The 17,519-nt window shown below is 39.2% G+C and carries 11 protein-coding genes; 3 read left to right on the top strand and 8 right to left on the bottom strand.

Annotated features, from left to right (window positions below; genetic code table 11):
• Nucleotides 1–220 precede the first annotated feature (220 nt).
• From LQ227_RS17740 to LQ227_RS17705, 8 genes are all read right to left on the bottom strand, one after another.
• On the bottom strand, nt 221–841 hold the full coding sequence (locus LQ227_RS17740) for a Crp/Fnr family transcriptional regulator (protein ID WP_230140188.1): 621 nt from the start codon (nt 839–841) through the stop codon (nt 221–223).
• A gap of 227 nt (nt 842–1,068) precedes the next feature.
• Complete coding sequence (locus LQ227_RS17735; RefSeq protein ID WP_230140190.1) at nt 1,069–1,338, bottom strand: hypothetical protein; 270 nt, start codon at nt 1,336–1,338, stop codon at nt 1,069–1,071.
• Between the two features lie 896 nt (nt 1,339–2,234).
• Complete coding sequence (locus LQ227_RS17730; RefSeq protein WP_230150203.1) at nt 2,235–4,526, bottom strand: GH92 family glycosyl hydrolase; 2,292 nt, start codon at nt 4,524–4,526, stop codon at nt 2,235–2,237.
• Between the two features lie 157 nt (nt 4,527–4,683).
• Nucleotides 4,684–5,910 carry an acyltransferase family protein gene (locus LQ227_RS17725; RefSeq protein ID WP_230150201.1) on the bottom strand — a complete coding sequence of 409 codons (1,227 nt, stop codon included), beginning with the start codon at nt 5,908–5,910 and terminating at the stop codon, nt 4,684–4,686.
• Nucleotides 5,911–5,978: 68 nt separating this feature from the next.
• Entirely contained in the window at nt 5,979–6,959 is a 981-nt protein-coding gene (locus tag LQ227_RS17720) for a metallophosphoesterase (RefSeq protein WP_230150198.1), read from the bottom strand.
• A gap of 118 nt (nt 6,960–7,077) precedes the next feature.
• A complete protein-coding gene (locus LQ227_RS17715; RefSeq protein ID WP_230150196.1) occupies nt 7,078–8,751 on the bottom strand; it encodes a RagB/SusD family nutrient uptake outer membrane protein in 1,674 nt (557 codons plus the stop codon).
• 18 nt (nt 8,752–8,769) lie between these two features.
• Nucleotides 8,770–11,808 (bottom strand): SusC/RagA family TonB-linked outer membrane protein, encoded by a 3,039-nt coding sequence (locus tag LQ227_RS17710; RefSeq protein WP_230150193.1) that lies wholly within the window; start codon nt 11,806–11,808, stop codon nt 8,770–8,772.
• A 68-nt stretch (nt 11,809–11,876) separates the two neighbouring features.
• On the bottom strand, nt 11,877–12,764 hold the full coding sequence (locus LQ227_RS17705) for an inositol oxygenase (RefSeq protein WP_230150191.1): 888 nt from the start codon (nt 12,762–12,764) through the stop codon (nt 11,877–11,879).
• A 501-nt stretch (nt 12,765–13,265) separates the two neighbouring features.
• On the opposite strand from LQ227_RS17705, the gene LQ227_RS17700 reads away from it, so the two are divergent.
• The 3 genes from LQ227_RS17700 (at nt 13,266) to LQ227_RS17690 (ending at nt 17,499) form a co-directional block, all read left to right on the top strand.
• Nucleotides 13,266–14,273 (top strand): LacI family DNA-binding transcriptional regulator, encoded by a 1,008-nt coding sequence (locus tag LQ227_RS17700; RefSeq protein WP_230140206.1) that lies wholly within the window; start codon nt 13,266–13,268, stop codon nt 14,271–14,273.
• 127 nt (nt 14,274–14,400) lie between these two features.
• A complete protein-coding gene (locus LQ227_RS17695) occupies nt 14,401–16,029 on the top strand; it encodes a sodium/sugar symporter (protein WP_230140208.1) in 1,629 nt (542 codons plus the stop codon).
• A gap of 51 nt (nt 16,030–16,080) precedes the next feature.
• Nucleotides 16,081–17,499: a glycoside hydrolase family 28 protein gene (locus tag LQ227_RS17690; RefSeq protein ID WP_230140210.1), complete on the top strand. Its 1,419-nt coding sequence runs from the start codon at nt 16,081–16,083 to the stop codon at nt 17,497–17,499.
• The last annotated feature ends 20 nt before the right edge of the window (nt 17,500–17,519 follow it).

Here is a 17,519-nt window from a genome sequence, read left to right as displayed (position 1 = left end):
TCAAAATCTTTTATGGAGGGAATTAGGTGTATAAATGACAAATTAACGGGTCGATTAAGACTGATTGGGCGGAAATCCCCTTTTTTTGAATAAAATAGATGCTGTATTTATTTCATGGCCTATTTTTGCTGATTTATCAAATGCATCAGCAGCCTTTAATATTTTCAAGCCTTCAGCAAGATTTTAAACAATAAAATTAAAAATAACGCAGACTATGGTTTTATATTCTTTTGTTTTCTACTGATCGGATCCTGCTTAACGTTTCCAGTCTTAGGCCAAGGAATGAAGCAACATACCGGAGCGGCACACGGTTAATCATCCAGGGGAAGGCCTGGAGTAGGTGTTTATAGCGGCCCGTAGCTGAGGGAATCTGACAGAGAAAGCCCCTGTCATTCGCTCCTCTATAATGAAGCTCCATAATCTTTCTGCCAATAATGTTTGCCTCTGCAAAATTTTTATAAAGCATAGTCGTGAGTTCATGAGGTATGGCAATCAGCTCTACATCCTCTATTGCCTGGAGGTATTCGTCTGATTCTTCTTCAGTCCATAGATTGCGAATGGTCCCTACAATTTCATTTTCCTGACAGATCCAGGAAGTGATCTCTGTTCCCGAGTCCTTATAGAACCCCCTTACTACTCCCTTTAAAATCAGGTAAAGATATCTATTACGATCTATCGGAGAGATAATATATCTGTTCTTACGGAAACTCACGGGAAAGGTGTGGCTATCGATGAGTGCCTCCATTTCAACAGTTAGGGGGTGAAAGCTATTGTATAGGGCAATAAGTGGGGAAGCACCGTTATAGGAGTCCCATTTGTTGTTTTCCTGCGCACCGGCCATGATTCTTTAGTTTAGCTTTTCAGATAAGATAAAAGTAATTAAAAGACCAAACTTTTCAAATTTTCGTTGTTCCAGATTAATTGCATTGTCTCTTGATTTCAAGTAACAGTTATCGGGAAAATTCAGCTGATCATATTAGCCCTCATCAAATACCGGGCCGGTAAGCTATATCACAGCTCATCAATATAAATTTTGGCGAAGATTAAAATGGCCTGTTTTTGTGGCAATTATTTGTTTTTGGCACTTAAAGATGTGCGTAAAGCGCCCGATAGGGCAAGCATTTCACATACTTTATCATTCCAGTCAATCAGTGCATCTTCAGGTGAGGTTCCAAGACCTGAAAGATCGTGTTCCTCCTCAAAGGATAATACGGCATAATAACAATCACCGTCTTGATAAACGGAGGGTTTAAACTGCATTACAAATGTTGGTAACCTGTATCTGTTATAATCAAAATCTACCAGTTTTCCTGGGATCGTTCTGGCCTGCTGTTTCATAGCTTGCTATTTATCGAAACTTTTTTGTTTACCTGTTTTCTACTTAGGGTAGGCGAATGCATTTGTAAATTAGTCAATCAATGTTTCCTCAAGGTTAGCAGGTTGTTGTTTGTTTGTTAAGTGTTTGGTGGAGCTGTGTTTTCACGAAAAAATACCTGTATGCTTTTCCCAAGATTAAGGGTTTCCCATTTGCCCAGAATCAATTTTCGGGATGGGCAGGTGTTTTAATATTGATGTTTTGAGCGATACGGTCAATGAATAAAGATATTTTCCCCTATTAATCTTTTTGGCTCAAACGCAGTCAAATCCCATCTATACCAATCTAGCCATGAAGGTTGAAAAGAAAACTTTAAAAACATCAGATAAAAACGGGAATGAGGCGCGTGAAAGTGTCTTTCCCAAAAGCATGATACTTTTTATCCTTGTGTTAAGTGCAATACTAATGATCTTGATTTTGTTTAAAGATTAACTTGGGTTGAATCCCCTCTTTTAGAGGGGAGGGACGTAAAATGGGTATTTTATTAGTCCTAGCCGGACAGGCTTCTTTCTTTTTGATGTCAAAAAGACCAGCAGAGCTAGCTTGAATGCCGCTGAAAAACATAAAAGCCCATGAAAAAACAAAAAACACCGGCTGAAAATTTATTCATTCGTATTATAGTTTTCAGCTGCATTCATGAGGGCTTCGCCGTTTTCTTTCGAAGCTAGTAGGTCGGCTTGGGCATTGCAACCCGAAAAATTTATTAGGCCGGATTTAAGTAGAACGGGGATACAGTGCTACGGCCTAGTTGGAAGGAAATGCGAAATCATCATAAACTGTTCATATTTAAATGATTATAAAATAACGGTAATGCAGTTATTAATTTAAGTTATTTATGTGCAGATTGGTTTTTAGGCATTTAAAGCATGGCTGGTTGATCTTGCAGGTAAAAGGTTAATTTTCCGCCTTGCACCAGCAATTGGTGTTTAATTTGGTTTTGGGTAAAAGGCTTTCCATTTAAACTGATTTTAGAGATGTAAATAGAATTTTTGTTCTTTTTAATGGCTGTTATGACCAATTTTTTGCCATTTTTAAAAGCTATTGTAGCCTGTTTAAACAAAGGACTGGTGAGTTGATAGTTTCCTGAAACAGGATCTACCGGATAAAAGCCAAGCGCTGCAAATACATACCATGCCGACATTTGCCCCGCATCGTCATTACCACTTAAACCACCTGCGCCTTCCCCGTACTCTTCTGCCAAGATGCGTGATACCTGCATCTGGGTTTTCCATGGAGAAGAAGTATAGTTGTATAAAAATGGAATCTGGTGGCCAGGTTCATTCCCATGCCAATATTCCTTTTTATTAAAGAGCGAATCCAGTTCGTTTTCGAGATTTTTACGCCCACCCATCAACTTGATCAGTCCTGGCATATCATGAGGAACATAAAAAGTATATTGTCTTGGGGTTCCTTCTGTAATATAAGGTTCGCGGTGATCAGGATAAAAAGGCTTGTACCAGTTACCGTTGGCAAAACGGCCCCTAACCATCCCAACATTGCGATCAAAAACATGTTGGTAATTAAGCGATCGTTTTGATAGCTCCTGGTAATCGGTTTCTTTGCCCAAATCTTTCGCGATACTGGCGAGTGCATAATCATCGTATGCATACTCTAAGGTTCTACTTACCTGTTCCTTTTTATGAAAAGCGTTGGGAATACTGTCTTCTAACGGAATATAGCCATACTTTAAATAACTGTTAATTCCACGTCGGCCTTTTCCATTCAGATAATCGACAGAATCGGGCATTTGAAAGGCATTTTGCCTCATCAATCGGTAAGCTTCATTAATATCATAGTTGCGGATCCCTTTATTATATGCGGAAGCGATGAAAGCAGTGGCATGATCGCCGATCATGGCGGCCGTATAACTGTTCCAGCAAGGAAAAATAGGCATCCAACCACCTTGCTGACCTTTTAATACCATCGAATTAACAAGACTATTAGCTAAGTTGGGATTCAACAGTTCAATTAATGGTAATTGTGCACGGTAAATATCCCACATGGAAAAATCATCGTAATAATTGCCTTTATTTATTGTTTTGTTCTGATAATTTCCATCAAACTGCGGATATTTCCCATCTACATCATTGTATAACCTGGGATGTTGCATGGCATGATAGAGGGCCGTGTAAAAGATTTTCTTTCCTTTTTCATTTGTGTCTGAAATACGGACCTGCGATAGGGATTGTTCCCAAGCCTGATTGGTGCGTGCTAAAACAGTATCAAAATCATCATTTTTGATCTCACTTTCCAAGTTGGCCTTGGCAGCTGCGATACTTGTAAATGAGGTGCCGGAATAAATCACTAACTGTTCTCCTTTTTGCAGTTTAAAGCCTACATAAGCACCAATATCCTTTTTATTGCTGATGTTTTGCTGATTGAAAATATGACCTTCGCTATAAACACCTGCAGAAGTAAAGGATTTTTTGAACCGGATGAAAAAATAACCACTAAAGCCAGCAGGTTCTCCCCATCCCTGATAAATCCGGTGAACAGGATTATATCCGGAAATTTCACCTTTTTCTGCATCAACCTGAATAAAACCTTTATTCTGATCGTTATTGGGTGTAACTAAAACATAAACGCTATCTGTTTTTAGCGCGGTGATCCGCATTACACCGCTTCTAAGATTAGCTGTAATTTCTGTTAACAGCTGATGTTGAGGTAATTTTAATTTGTAATAGGATGGGGTAGAAACTTCGTTTTGGTGGACATAATTTTCTGCATATTGAGCTGCATTGGTTTTAAGTTGGCCTGAAATGGGCATAATGGTGAAGCTTCCGTAATCTTGGGTACAAGAACCACTGATCCAATGGCTTGCCCTAAATCCGTAAAACTTTTTGTTGTTGTAATAATAAGGTGCCAGACATTTTTTTTCGGTGAGCTGGGTCTGCGGCGTCCATTGTGTCATACTAAAGGGCGGTGCTACAGCCGGAATGGTATTGGCCAGGCGTTCGGTTTTATCTTCTATATGTTGGCTGGCCAATGTGGTGCTGGCCGAAGTACCCGAAAATGGCTGAACGTAGGGGATTAAAGGCTGTTTTTGTGCATAAACAACATTTGTATAAGTGATCGCTATGGCCGAAAGGAACAGAAACTGTATTCCTTTTTTGAATTTTGACGCTCTATTTTTTACATTAGTTAACAACATATGTATAATGGGGACTAGGATTTGATGGAAGTTCTTTTATTGCTTCTTTGTTCTTCAAGGGTAATTTTGTGTTTTTAATATTGCTCGTTTCGTCATCCTGAACTCGTTTCAGGATCTTTCTAGTATCACTCAGCATATAGCGCCTACTGGCTTTGCCTTAAATTTTTAAAAACCATTTTCTATCATAGAGAAATTTCAATATCCCAAGCTGTATGAGTAGAACACCTAGCCATAAACCTGCCTGTTGCCAGGCTAAAGGTATTTTAGCGATAACTCCGCCAAAGAGAAACTGTGAAGTGGATTCGAAATTGAAAAGCCCATGGGCACAAACGTAAATTAAAATAGAATTTGTACCAATCCAGATGAAGGGCAAGCTCCATTTTTGATAAGTTTTAACATCAATAATGTAATAGAAGACAGAGAACAGCACCAGACTAAATCCACCGGCAACCAATACAAAAGAACTCGTCCACATATTTTTATTGACCGGAAAAAGCAGGTCCCATAGTAATCCGAGCGAAACCAATATTATACCTGCTATAAGTAAATAGAAAGCTTTTAAAACCAGACCGAAACGGTTATTTTTAGTGTTTAGAAATGTTCCAGTAAATACCCCTAAAAGTGCCGTTGCAATGGCAGGAATAGTGCTCAGCAAACCTTCCGGGTCGTAAACTGCACGATGGAGTTTGCCGGGCAACAATAAGCGGTCTACATAAGCTGCCAGATTACCTTCGGGTGTTAAAACACCGTTTCCGAAACCAGGAACAGGTATGGCCATCATGATGATATAGTAGCCCAATAAAATGCCGAGCAGCCAGATGAGCTGTTTGCGTAACGAAAAATTGAGGTAAATTAAAGCCGCAAAAAAAGTGGATAGGGCTATACGGCCAAGTACGCTCGCAAAACGGGTATTTTCGTAGCCTTCCCATTGGAGCAGGCCGTTTACCACCATTCCAAGAAAGATTAAAATCAGTGTTCTTCTGATCAGGGCATAATAAATACCTTTTGCCGATTTTTTTTTATCATTTCCCGCATTTAAATGTTTTTCATAAGAAAATGGCATCGAAACACCTGAGATAAAAATGAAAAGTGGAAAAATCAGGTCGTAAAAAGTAAAACCATTCCAAAGGGAGTGATGAAGCTGGTTGCTGATGCCAACCAAAAACCTTTCGAAAAATGATAAATAGCCATTACTGGCGATGGTCCAATCATTGGGATTTCTGATCAAATGATGTTCTTTCATTACACCGTTGGCCAGTCCGTGGAAAATACCTTCTCCACTAATAATCCAGAACATGTCAAAACCGCGCAAGGCATCTAAAGAAAGTAATCTTTTCTTTTTCGGTAAAAGCAAATCCTGTGGTGCAGATTCGGTAATGGCCATAATATTTTTAAGCTAATGATGGACGATTTTTTTTCTAAAAATAAGCGCTGTTTGGAGAAAAGCAGCATTTATTTTTTGATAATGGTATTATAAATAATTTCTCCTTCATCGTTAATGGTTTGTACACGGATTAAATCTTTGCCGACTGAAAAAAGCATAAAACCATACACAGAAGCCACCATCTGGGCATCATCAATGAGTTTTACGGGTGTTTTTTCTGATGCTGCGCCTGAAATGAAGTGATGTGTTTTGCCTGTAGGTTTAATGTACTGCAAGCTGTGCTCGTGCCCGGTGAGGTATACATCTACGCCATAACGATCAAAAACCGGTTTAAGGGAACGGCGGATTGCTTTGGTATCATATCCATCTGTGCGGCTTCCTCCAGTATACATGGGGTGATGGCCCACAACAATTTTCCATCTGATACTTGGATCTGTGTCACTTAATGTTTTAACCAGCCATCGTTTTTGTTGGGTAGTATCCTGGCCTTTTACGTTTGGGCCATATTCTGAATTTTTGTAAAATTCTGGAATTAAAGGGTTGGTATCGATAAAAGCAATCAATACCTGATTATTCAGGTCACCGTTAATAGGAAATTTCTTTGCATAATAACGGGCGGGCATTTTCCATCTCCTACTGATTTTAGAATAAGCAACCTGGGCATCTGGATTGGATTTATAATCGTGGTTACCCAGTACCGGATACCAATCCCACTGCAAAGAAAATGCAGTATAAATATCTTCAAAAGAATATTTAAAAAGCGGATCGTGTTCACTGATTACGCCGCTAGGGTAGAAGTTATCACCTGTAGAAATGATAAACTGTGCTTTAACATCTGCTGCGGTTATCCCCATTTGTTGCGCTACCTGTTTCTGATGGTCGGCACCGTTTCTTCCCCAATCGCCCATTGCAATAAAATTAAGCGATAAGGCATCTTTAGTTAAAGTTTTGGTTGGAGGGGTGGCTTCAGATGGTGTTTTTAATAAAACCTGAGCTTGTAATGAGCAATAGGTGAATAGGGAAATCAGTAAAAGTAAGTGTTTCCTCATGGAGATAAATTTAAGGTGATTGAGAAATTTTGATGGGCCATCGGCCTTAAACAGGATAGGAAAAAAGAAATTTCTCTGGCTTTTACCCCAGAGAAATTTTTGTATTGTTTACCGAGGGTTAATTGTAACCAGGGTTTTGAACCAATGTATTGTTTGTTGCTATTGCTGTACTTGGAATTGGGAATATACGGCGGTAAGTATCGGTATTGGTTTTAGATAAACCATAAGTGTTCTCAAATTTACCGAACCTGATCATATCATTACGGTGCCAGCATTCCCATGCAAATTCTTTCGAACGCTCATTGTAAAGTACATCCAATGTTAATGCGCCTAAAGCTGCAGAAGTGGTACGGTTGCTTCGTACACTGTTTACCAAACCTATTGCTGTAGCGCCTAACGTAGGCGTCCCACCTCTAAATATGGCTTCTGCTTTCATTAGGATAATGTCTGAATAGCGGAATAATGGCATATCGTTATTTTGGTTACGGTTAGTTGGATTGGTGTAATCTGGTAAAAATTTAATGTTACGGTAGCCAGTATTCCAGGCAATTTCATCCTTCCCTAAATCGTAAGCATTTGCACCTAAACGTGAACTGCTCAACGGAGTTAAATTTAGGGCATAAGTTAGTGTTCCAGCTGGAGTACCACCAGTATAAAACTGATCGTAACCTAAATTAGTGGTGCTCACCATAATCGGACTTCCATCTGGCCAGTACTGCGGGCCTGTAAGCCATTGTTTGTTTCGGATATCGTTTGCATCTGTAAAATTTGCATAAAACTCGGTAGTGGTCATTCTTGGTCCGCTCGGTTTATTGTTTGATAAGCCTCCGCCACTGCTTTGGTTCATAACCGGGTTAGTAAATGTACCCGGTGTGGAGCCAGAGTATTGGTAACGGATACCAAGATTACGGTTTAGGTCGTAGCGTGCCATAAACATATTACCAGAAGAGGTAGAAGCATCAAAGGGGATTGCAAAAATAAATTCCTTTTGTGATGGCCCATTGGTAGGATAAAACATTTGTAGATAGCTCGACATTGGTTCTATACTATATAAACCTGAACTGATGATCTGATCACAAGCCGCTATACAATCATCATAACGTGCTGTTCCTGTATATACGGCTGCATTTAAATACATTTTCGCTAATATAGAATAAGCCAGGTATTTTGTTGGTAAACCATAGGTTGCCATGCCGCTAGTCGACTTTAAATAGGGGATAGCAGCTTTAAGCTCGCTTTCTACATAGTTGAATACCTCTACACGCTTCGAATTTGTTTTTAAGGCTGTGTTGCCATACAACGTATCTAACGGAACATTTCCATATAAATCCATCATCATAAAATATGACAGGGCCCGCATGGTTTTTAATTCTGCAATGTTGGTGTTTTTTGCAGCACCCGCTGGTGCTGATTGGCTTATAATGGAAATTGTCTGATTGGCGGTGCCGATAATATTGGTTAAATATGCCCAGCCTGCCGCAACCCATGCATTGTCTTTTGTCCAGGTATGGCGATGCAGTTCAAGGTACTTATTGCCGTCAATCCAGTCGGAAGCAAAAATTGGAAGCACTGATTCATCTGTTGAAGAACTTTGTAAAAAAAAGTAAGTAGTGGCATAATCGCTCCTTAAATTGATGTATACCGCTCCCGATGCCGATGTCAACTGTGCAGCTGTTTGAGGATAGGTTTCTGGAGTAAGTTCTGATGTAACGGGTACCTCAAGTTTTTGACAGGAGGTGAATATTAGTGCTCCGGTCAGCGCAAATAATATTCCAAATAATATCTTTTTCATTTCTTTAAAATTTGTGTTTTAAAATGATGCGTTAAGACCTAGTAAAAAGGTGCGTGTTTTAGGATAGAAGTTATTATAATCTATACCCGGGGCAGCGCCTCCCTGATTAATCTCAGGATCAACACCTTTATATCCGGTAATGGTAAATAAATTATTGGTAGATAAATAAACCCTAACATTACTCACATACTTAATCAGGTTTTTAAAATTATAGCCTAAAGTTGCGTTATCCAAACGCACATAAGAGCCACTCTCAATATACCGGTCGGAGTAGAATGAGTTTCTTGTGTCTGTTACCTTATCGTCAGCAGCGCTGTTTAGTATGTTGTTAACTGCTGCGCCTGCGGTGTAAGATAAATCTGCTTTGGTGGCGTTAAATATTTTGTTGCCAAAGGTTCCCCTTAAAAAGATGTTCAGTTCCAATTCTTTATATTTGAAGGTATTGCTCCAACCCATTATTACTTTTGGTTGCGCATTCCCCAGGTAGAAATAGTCGGTTCCAATGCCCGGTGTAGTTGTGGTAGAACCATCGTGTTTATAAAATAGCGAATTACCACTCGCATCTTTACCTGCATATTTTAGGGTGAAAAACTGGCCAAGCGGATAACCAACTTTCAGAATTTGTAAGGTAGCATTGGTTTGTCCTGGTCCTTCTGGATCTGAGTAACGAAGGGAATCTGTATTAGAAATAGGGCCTTGTAAGCTCGTAATCTTGTTTTTATTGTATGCCATGTTAATGGTGCTCAACCATGAAAAACTTTTGGAAGCAATTGGCGATACATTTAAACTTACTTCGATACCTTTATTGTTGATGCTACCACCGTTTGCCCATAATCTACCACCTGGAACAAGCGCTTGTGGTACACTGTATTGGAAAAGCATACCATTGGTGTTTTTATCATATACATCTACACTACCTGTAATTTTGTTGTTTAAAATCCCGAAATCAACCCCAAGATTTTTGGTTGATGTTCTTTCCCATTTTAAATCGGGATTTGCGCCTTGTGTTGGCGCATATCCTGCTGCCTGAACGCCATTATTGTAATAAGTACCACTTATGCCATAAATTAACTGTCCATTATAGGCGCCTATACCTGCTGAGTTTCCGGTTACCCCGTAACTCGCACGGATTTTTAAATCGCTTACAAACGATTGTCCCTTCATGAATTCTTCTTCGCTTACTCTCCAGGCTAAACCAACAGATGGGAAATAACCCCATTGGTTATTTTTTCCGAATGCAGAGCTTCCGTCACGTCTGATTGATCCCTGTAAAAAGTATTTACTCTTATAGTTATAATTTAACCTGAAAAAGTCAGAGATCATCAGAATTCTTTGATAGGTAAGATCGTTTCCTAAATTAATGCGGTAAGAAGAAATGGCATATGGGTTGCCTAAGGTAAGGTTTTGAAAACCAACGTAATCTGTTGGGAAATTTGTGCTTGAAGTTTGAAAACCGTCACCAATAATATTATCCTGATAACTGTAACCCAGTACCGCGTTTAAGGTATGGTCGCCAATTTTTTTATCCCAGGTTAAGAATGTTTCTAATATTTTATTGGTGTTTTCAAAATTGCTTCTTAAAGCCGAGCCATTAGTGCCAAACACACCTCCAATCAGGGTATGTGCAATTCCAATGCCCGGATCCGGATTATTGTAAAAGTTCGATGTTGGATATTTGCCAAAATAACTGCTGTAAAATTCACCATGGGCAGCAGTAGTTTTCTGGTAAGATAAATTAATGTTATAAGTAAAGCCAAACGGCAATTTTACTTCCGTATTAAAACCCCCAACTAAAACGTTGTATTTTGTTTCGTCCTGTGCATTATCGGCTATGGCTACCGGATTAAAATAACCTGTATTGTTCAGGTTTTCGAAATAACTACCATCTGCATTATAAATTGGCGAAACAGGTAAGCGTTTTGCAGCCTGTAATAATACAATATTCTGCAATGGCTCATTAATAGACTTGCTACTCGAATTTGATAGGTTTAAACTGAATTTTACTTTATCATTGAATGCGTACTGATCTATGTTTAATCGACCAATAATACGATTTAATGAACTTTTACTTAAAATACCCTCCTTGTTAAAGTAGTTTAAGCTGGCGCTATAATTGCTGTGATCGGTACCACCGCTAAATGAAAGGTTATGGTTCTGTGAATATGCAGTAGAACGCTCAATGGCTTTCATCCAATTTACATTTTCGCCTTTATCATCATTTGGCGAAAATGCAACCTTGTTAGCTGTAAGGTAAGCCCTTAATTGATCAGCATCCATTAAATCAAGCTGATTACTTACTTTTTCGGCAGCTATATAGCCACTATAGCTTAACTGCGGCATGCCCGATTTACCACGTTTCGTTGTTACTATAATTACACCACTAGCTGCACGGTTACCATAAATAGCAGTTGCTGCGGCATCTTTTAATACATCAATTGATGCAATATCGGCTGGTGCTATCGCCGCAATATCGGCTCCAGGGATACCATCAATCACATAAAAAGGTGCTCCTGGACTATTAATGGTAGATGCACCACGTAAGATTACTGCCGCTGGTTTGTTTGGGTCGCCACTGGCGCTGATATTCAGCCCCGGAACTTTACCCTGGAGCAGCTGCCCAACATCTGCAATAGCGCCTTTATTTAATTCTTCGGGTTTTACTGAAGTAATGGCACTTGATAAGCCCTTGCGAGACCCTTTTCCATATCCTACCACAACTACATCTGTAAGTGAGGTATTTGCTTCTTTTATGGTTACTTTATAGCTCGATGCGGTGCCAATAGTGATTTCTTTGGCTTCATAGCCCATAAAAGTAAATACGAGTTTGTCGCCGTTTTTGGCAGAGATGCTAAAAGCACCTTTATCTCCGGTAACTGTTACTTTGCTGGTGCCTTTTACCGAAACCGAAGCACCAATAATTGGCATGTTTTCGGTGTCTATTAAATTCCCGGTAATTTTTCGTTCATCCTGCGCAAAAACAGCGTTGAACGACTGGCTGATGAGTAAAAGCAACAAAAAGATGCTGCCATACTTTAAGCTTGTACATTTAAATCTCATGATTTTTGTAGATTTAGGTTCATAAATTGGTTTGTTTTATTTGGTTATACTGTTTTTGAGATAGAATGTTAAAATTTAATAGTGGCTGGTAAATACTTAGCTACAAGTGTCTTGTAATAAGGTTCTAGTTCTGCCCAGCTTTTCTGATTGGGGTTTTTAGAGTACAAATCGTAAGGGTTAAAAAGGTTTACCCATTTAAACATTTCATGATCTTTTTCATTCATCAGGTGATCGTATGCATTTTCCCTGTGCTGCGAGTAAAAGGAATGGTAACGGAGCATGTATAATCCCGGCTCCGGAATGTAGGGCTTCATCATGTGGTATACATATTCATCGTGGCCCCATGACATGTCTACATTGTCTAGACCGCAGTTTTGAGTATAAACACCCAATTTGGTCTGGTAGGTTTCGTTTTTAAAATCGGGATTCTGACTGAAAAATTCTGGATAAACAATTTTATCTGAATAGGCGCAACCTACCGGAAAAGTATCGCCCACTACGGCCCATTGTGGTTCTCCGAACAGACACAGTACTTTGCCCATATCGTGTATTAAACCAACCAATACCATCCAATCGGGGTGGCCGTCGTTTCTAATGGCTTCTGATGTTTGTAAAAGGTGCTGCATCTGGTCCAGATCGGTATCAGGATCAGAATCATCTACCAGTTTGTTTAAAAAATCAAACGCACTCCAGATCGGCATCTCCTGTTTGTCGAACTTTAAATAATCTGCTTTTTTCTGTTTTACGAAATCATAGGTTTGATAAGTATGATTAAGCCTGTAAAATTCTTTTACGCTGTCTTTTTCCGTTTCATCATAATTTCTGAACTGCTCTTCTTTTTTTTCAGCGTTGATGTTTTTTGGATCAGGGTAGCGGATTAATATATCCTCTTCCCATTGATCAAGATTTTGCAATGGATTTTGATTATCCTTTGAAGCTTCGCTTTGGTTTCTCATAAGGCTAGAAATGGATTGGTTAAAGATTTTCTTTGGTTTTATAAGTTAAAGTTGAGTTTTTAGAAGCTTAAACTTTTATATTTTGCCAATTTTATTTACGTAAACGATTAAGTAAAATTAAATTCTACACTATGTAATCAACTTTAATTTGTTTATATTTAATAGGTTACATTTTGAGTTGCACTAATGGTTGTCCTTTTCTGCCTGAATGCCCATTAGTGAAATGTATAAAAGAAAAGAAATAAACGTTGTTATTACGATTATTTCATATTTTCGTTTGTAGCAGATACTTTTTCTTAGTCAAAAGAAGTATCTTATTGCTGTAACCAACAAATGTTATGAACATAAATTCGGCAAACCTGCTCTGAAAATTGAGGCAAGCTGGATTGTTTTTGATGAAGATGCTGGTGAAAAAGAAGCTTTTGACCTATTATATCGCTAACTAAAGTGTTATATGGGGCATTTTCCTCTGAAAAAACTAACTAAACAAATTTTTAAGACATGGCGGAAGCAGTGAACATTAAGCGGTTGGCTCAGGAATTAAATATTTCCATCGCAACCGTTTCTAAGGCCCTCAATGACAGTTACGAGATCAGTTTAAAAACCAAAAACAGGGTGTGGACCTTAGCCAAAGAGTTAAATTATACACCCAATCCAGCCGCCAGTAATCTAAGGAGCCATAAAACTAAAACGGTAGCGGTGATCATTCCCTGTGTAGCCAATAACTTTTTCTCATTATCCATCAAAGGAATTGAGGAGATTGCAAGGCAATACGGTTACCATGTACTTATTTACCAAACCCACGAGAATATAGAGGCAGAAGTTGCCTTCACCAATAGTTTATTAAATGGCCGGGTAGATGGTATTCTTACATCTGTGTCTAGCAGTGAGTATAACAGTGAATATTATACCAACCTGGTTAAGAAAATTCCATTGGTATTTTTTGACCGCGTTTATGAAAACCTGGATGCTGTTAAAGTAACCACCGATGATTACGAAATTGCTTTTCAGGCGACTGAGCATTTAATTGAATGCGGTTGTACCAAAATTGCGTATTTATATGGATTGGAAAATCTTCCTGCTGGTAAAGCCAGGTTTGCGGGTTATCTTGATGCACTGAAAACGCATGGAATAGCTGCTGATGAGCAGCCCGTTGTTAAATATCAGGATGACGAAGAACTTAATCTGCAACATATAAACGAGCTGCTCAGGGAGTATAAGCCCGACGCACTTTTTTCTTCCATTGAAGAATTTATTATTCCTGCTTACTGCGCCTGCAGAGAAATGGGCCTAAAGATTCCGGATGATGTGAAAATACTGAGCTTTTCGAACCTCAGTACAGCAAAGCTTTTGAATCCTTCACTTACTACAATTACACAGCCAGCTTTCGAAATCGGGCGTGAAGCAGCAAAATGCCTGTTCAAAATTCTCAATAATAAACAACTGGATGATGAGCAGAATATAATATTGAAATCGATGTTGATCAAGCGCGAATCGACAGGCTGCTAACAAAGCTAAGTCTGTGTTATTGCTATAGGCTAGGCGAAAACGTTTACGTAATTAAATAATCGAATTTAGCCCCCAACATTGGGATTTTTTCTGATTTTTAAAAAAAAACCAAATATAAAAAATCCATATGAACCACTTGTCTGCATTTGATTATGCTGTTTTTTTGATGTATTTTATTATTGTTTCGGCATATGGCTATTGGGTTTATCGGAGCAAGAAAAAAAAACGTACCGATACCAAAGATTATTTTCTGGCAGAAGGTTCACTTACCTGGTGGGCAATTGGCGCATCTATCATTGCTTCTAATATTTCTGCCGAGCATTTTATTGGCATGTCGGGTTCGGGTTTTGCTATGGGGCTTGCCATTGCAAGTTATGAATGGATGGCAGCTGCCACGCTAATTATTGTAGCCATATTCTTTCTACCTATTTATATCAAGAACAAAATTTATACGATGCCACAGTTCCTTTCTAACCGCTATAATAATACGGTGAGTACACTGATGGCTGTTTTTTGGTTACTCGTTTATGTGTTTGTAAACTTAACGTCTATTTTCTTTCTTGGGGCCATTGCTATTGAAACCATTACAGGCGTTCCTTTTAATATATGCATCATTTTTCTGGCCATTTTTTCTGCTATTATTACACTAGGGGGGATGAAGGTAATTGGTTATACCGATGTAATACAGGTTTTTGTTTTGGTTGCAGGCGGATTGATTACCTGTTATATGGCACTTAAACTCGTAGCCGAAAAATTAGATGCACCAAATGTTTTAGCCTCGCTTCCATTATTACGCAGTGAAGCGTCTGATCATTTTCATATGATATTTTCGAAAGGGGATAAATTTTATAACGAGCTGCCGGGTATTGCGGTATTGGTAGGTGGTTTGTGGATCAATAATTTAAATTACTGGGGCTGTAACCAGTATATCGTTCAAAGGGCATTGGGAGCCGACTTAAAAACCGGGCGCAGCGGACTAATATTTGCCGCATTTTTAAAATTACTCATTCCGGTAATTGTTGTTATTCCTGGTATTGCTGCCTATGTGCTTTATCAACGTGGTTATTTTCATTCCGAAATGCTAGATGCCGCCGGAACGGTTAAACCCGATCATGCTTATCCGGTGCTCATGAATTTATTGCCTGCAGGAATTAAAGGTTTGGCTTTCGCCGCGCTCACTGCTGCCATTGTGGCCTCTTTAGCAGGGAAATGCAACAGTATCGCCACCATTTTTACGCTTGATATTTACAAGAAATTTATCAAACCTGAAGCTTCAGAAACACGTTTGGTTTCAGTTGGGCGATGGTCTGTGGTTATTGCATCGCTAATTGCTATCGTTATTGCGCCTGCATTGCGCAGCTTTGATCAGGTTTATCAGTTTATTCAAGAATATGTCGGTTTTATTTCGCCGGGTGTTTTTGCCATCTTTTTGCTGGGCTTTTTCTGGAAAAAAACCACTTCACGTGCAGCCCTCACTGCTGCATTATTAACCATACCACTATCTATCTTGTTTAAATTTTTACCCACATTAACCGACGGAGCCATTGAGCCAATCCCTTTCTTAAACAGGATGTCGTGGGTATTTGTGATCATCATCGTTTTGATGGTTTTGGTTACGCTAACCGATCCGAAAAGTAAAGATAATCCACAGGGGCTTGAAATAGACCGCAGCATGTTTAAGGTTACTCCGGCATTTACCATTGCCTCGGTTATAATATGTGGTATTCTTGCAGCGCTTTATACCGTTTTTTGGTAAACGGGCCTTTGTCTAAAATAGCCTTATCTATCTATTCCTAATGAATTGAAAATGAAGATCAAAATATTACTCTTTTTTGCAATGCTGATTTCTATCGGTACGCTGGCCCAAAATAAATTATACAATATTAAAAACTACGGCGCAGTTGGCGATGGCAAAACCAATGATGCAGTTGCTATTCAGAAAACCATCGATGCCTGTGCAGCAGCAGGCGGCGGACAGGTAATTGTACCAGCTGGTTATGTGTTTTTAACTGGTCCTTTTAACTTAAAATCGTTCATCGATTTAAGAGTGGAAGGCGGTGCTAAGCTCTTGGCTAGTCCAGATGAAAAATTATATACCCAAAGTGCCTTTCGTGAAAACAAGGGCGAGGGAACCATTTGGATAGGCGGGGAAAAACTCGAACAGGTAAGCATCAGTGGAACAGGGGTAATTGATGGAAATGGGATTTCGTTTATGGGGGAGGAGCTTAGCGACTCGTATGTATTAAAACCCTTTAATGTTGTAGACCCCAGGCCGCATTTGCTTACTTTGATCGGTTGTAATAAACTGAACATAGATGGGGTAACTTTTCAGAATTCAGCCTACTGGACGGTTCATTTAGTAGGTTGTAATGACGTATCGATATCAAATATTACGCTGTTGAACAGTATTAAAATCCGTAACAGCGATGGTATTGATCTTGATCATAGTAAAAATGTGAGGATTACCAATTGTTTTATCGAATCAGGCGATGATTGTATTTGCTTAAAAAACAGGCGTGAATTTGCAGAGTATGGCGCCTGCGAAAATATTGTGATTAGTAACTGCACCATGACCTCTAGTTCATGCGCCATTAAAATAGGTTCTGAAAATATGGACCGGATCAGTAATGTGCTCGTCAATAACTGTAATATCAGGAAAAGCAACCGCGGTATTGGTATTCAAAACCGTGATGAAGGGACGGTAAACAACGTAATTTTCTCCAACCTGTTTATCGAATCCAAACTTTTTTCGGATGTATGGTGGGGCAAGGCAGAGCCGATTTATATTACTGCTTACCCAAGAGCAACCAGCAACAATAAAGATGCTGGTTGGCGTTTGCCAAAAGGACAAACCAAGGGAAAGGTAGGAGCGGTTAAGAATATTTATTTCAGCAATATCCGCTGTACGGGAGAAAGTGGTGTGTACATCAGTGGCGAAAGCCCCGATAAAATTTCAGAGATCTACTTTGATCAGGTTAGTGTTTATCTTGATAAAACCACAAAGGAAGAAGGGGGTGTATACGACCGTAGGCCGAGCAATGTTGAAGGACTTGTTAAAAGTGCAATTGCAGGGTTTTATTTTGAAAATACGGGCTACATCAGTGTACTTAACAGCAATGTGGTATGGGGTGTAAATAAACCTGGTTATGCCGGTAAAGCCATTGAACAAAAGAATGTAAGTAAGCTCAAAACCGTGAACTTTAACGAAACTACAGTAGATAAATAATTAAGGATTGCGCCCGATAA

It is taken from the genome of Pedobacter sp. Bi27 (assembly GCF_918698255.1).
Lineage (GTDB): Bacteria > Bacteroidota > Bacteroidia > Sphingobacteriales > Sphingobacteriaceae > Pedobacter.
The sequence above is the reverse complement of the archived record's forward strand: the minus strand, read 5'-3'. Positions and strand labels throughout refer to the sequence as shown.

Coding starts and splice junctions, on each gene's coding strand:
- LQ227_RS17740 (WP_230140188.1), bottom strand. CDS start 841: ATGGCCGGTGCGCAGGAAAACAACAAATGGGACTCCTATAACGGTGCT.
- LQ227_RS17735 (WP_230140190.1), bottom strand. CDS start 1,338: ATGAAACAGCAGGCCAGAACGATCCCAGGAAAACTGGTAGATTTTGAT.
- LQ227_RS17730 (WP_230150203.1), bottom strand. CDS start 4,526: ATGTTGTTAACTAATGTAAAAAATAGAGCGTCAAAATTCAAAAAAGGA.
- LQ227_RS17725 (WP_230150201.1), bottom strand. CDS start 5,910: ATGGCCATTACCGAATCTGCACCACAGGATTTGCTTTTACCGAAAAAG.
- LQ227_RS17720 (WP_230150198.1), bottom strand. CDS start 6,959: ATGAGGAAACACTTACTTTTACTGATTTCCCTATTCACCTATTGCTCA.
- LQ227_RS17715 (WP_230150196.1), bottom strand. CDS start 8,751: ATGAAAAAGATATTATTTGGAATATTATTTGCGCTGACCGGAGCACTA.
- LQ227_RS17710 (WP_230150193.1), bottom strand. CDS start 11,808: ATGAGATTTAAATGTACAAGCTTAAAGTATGGCAGCATCTTTTTGTTG.
- LQ227_RS17705 (WP_230150191.1), bottom strand. CDS start 12,764: ATGAGAAACCAAAGCGAAGCTTCAAAGGATAATCAAAATCCATTGCAA.
- LQ227_RS17700 (WP_230140206.1), top strand. CDS start 13,266: ATGGCGGAAGCAGTGAACATTAAGCGGTTGGCTCAGGAATTAAATATT.
- LQ227_RS17695 (WP_230140208.1), top strand. CDS start 14,401: ATGAACCACTTGTCTGCATTTGATTATGCTGTTTTTTTGATGTATTTT.
- LQ227_RS17690 (WP_230140210.1), top strand. CDS start 16,081: ATGAAGATCAAAATATTACTCTTTTTTGCAATGCTGATTTCTATCGGT.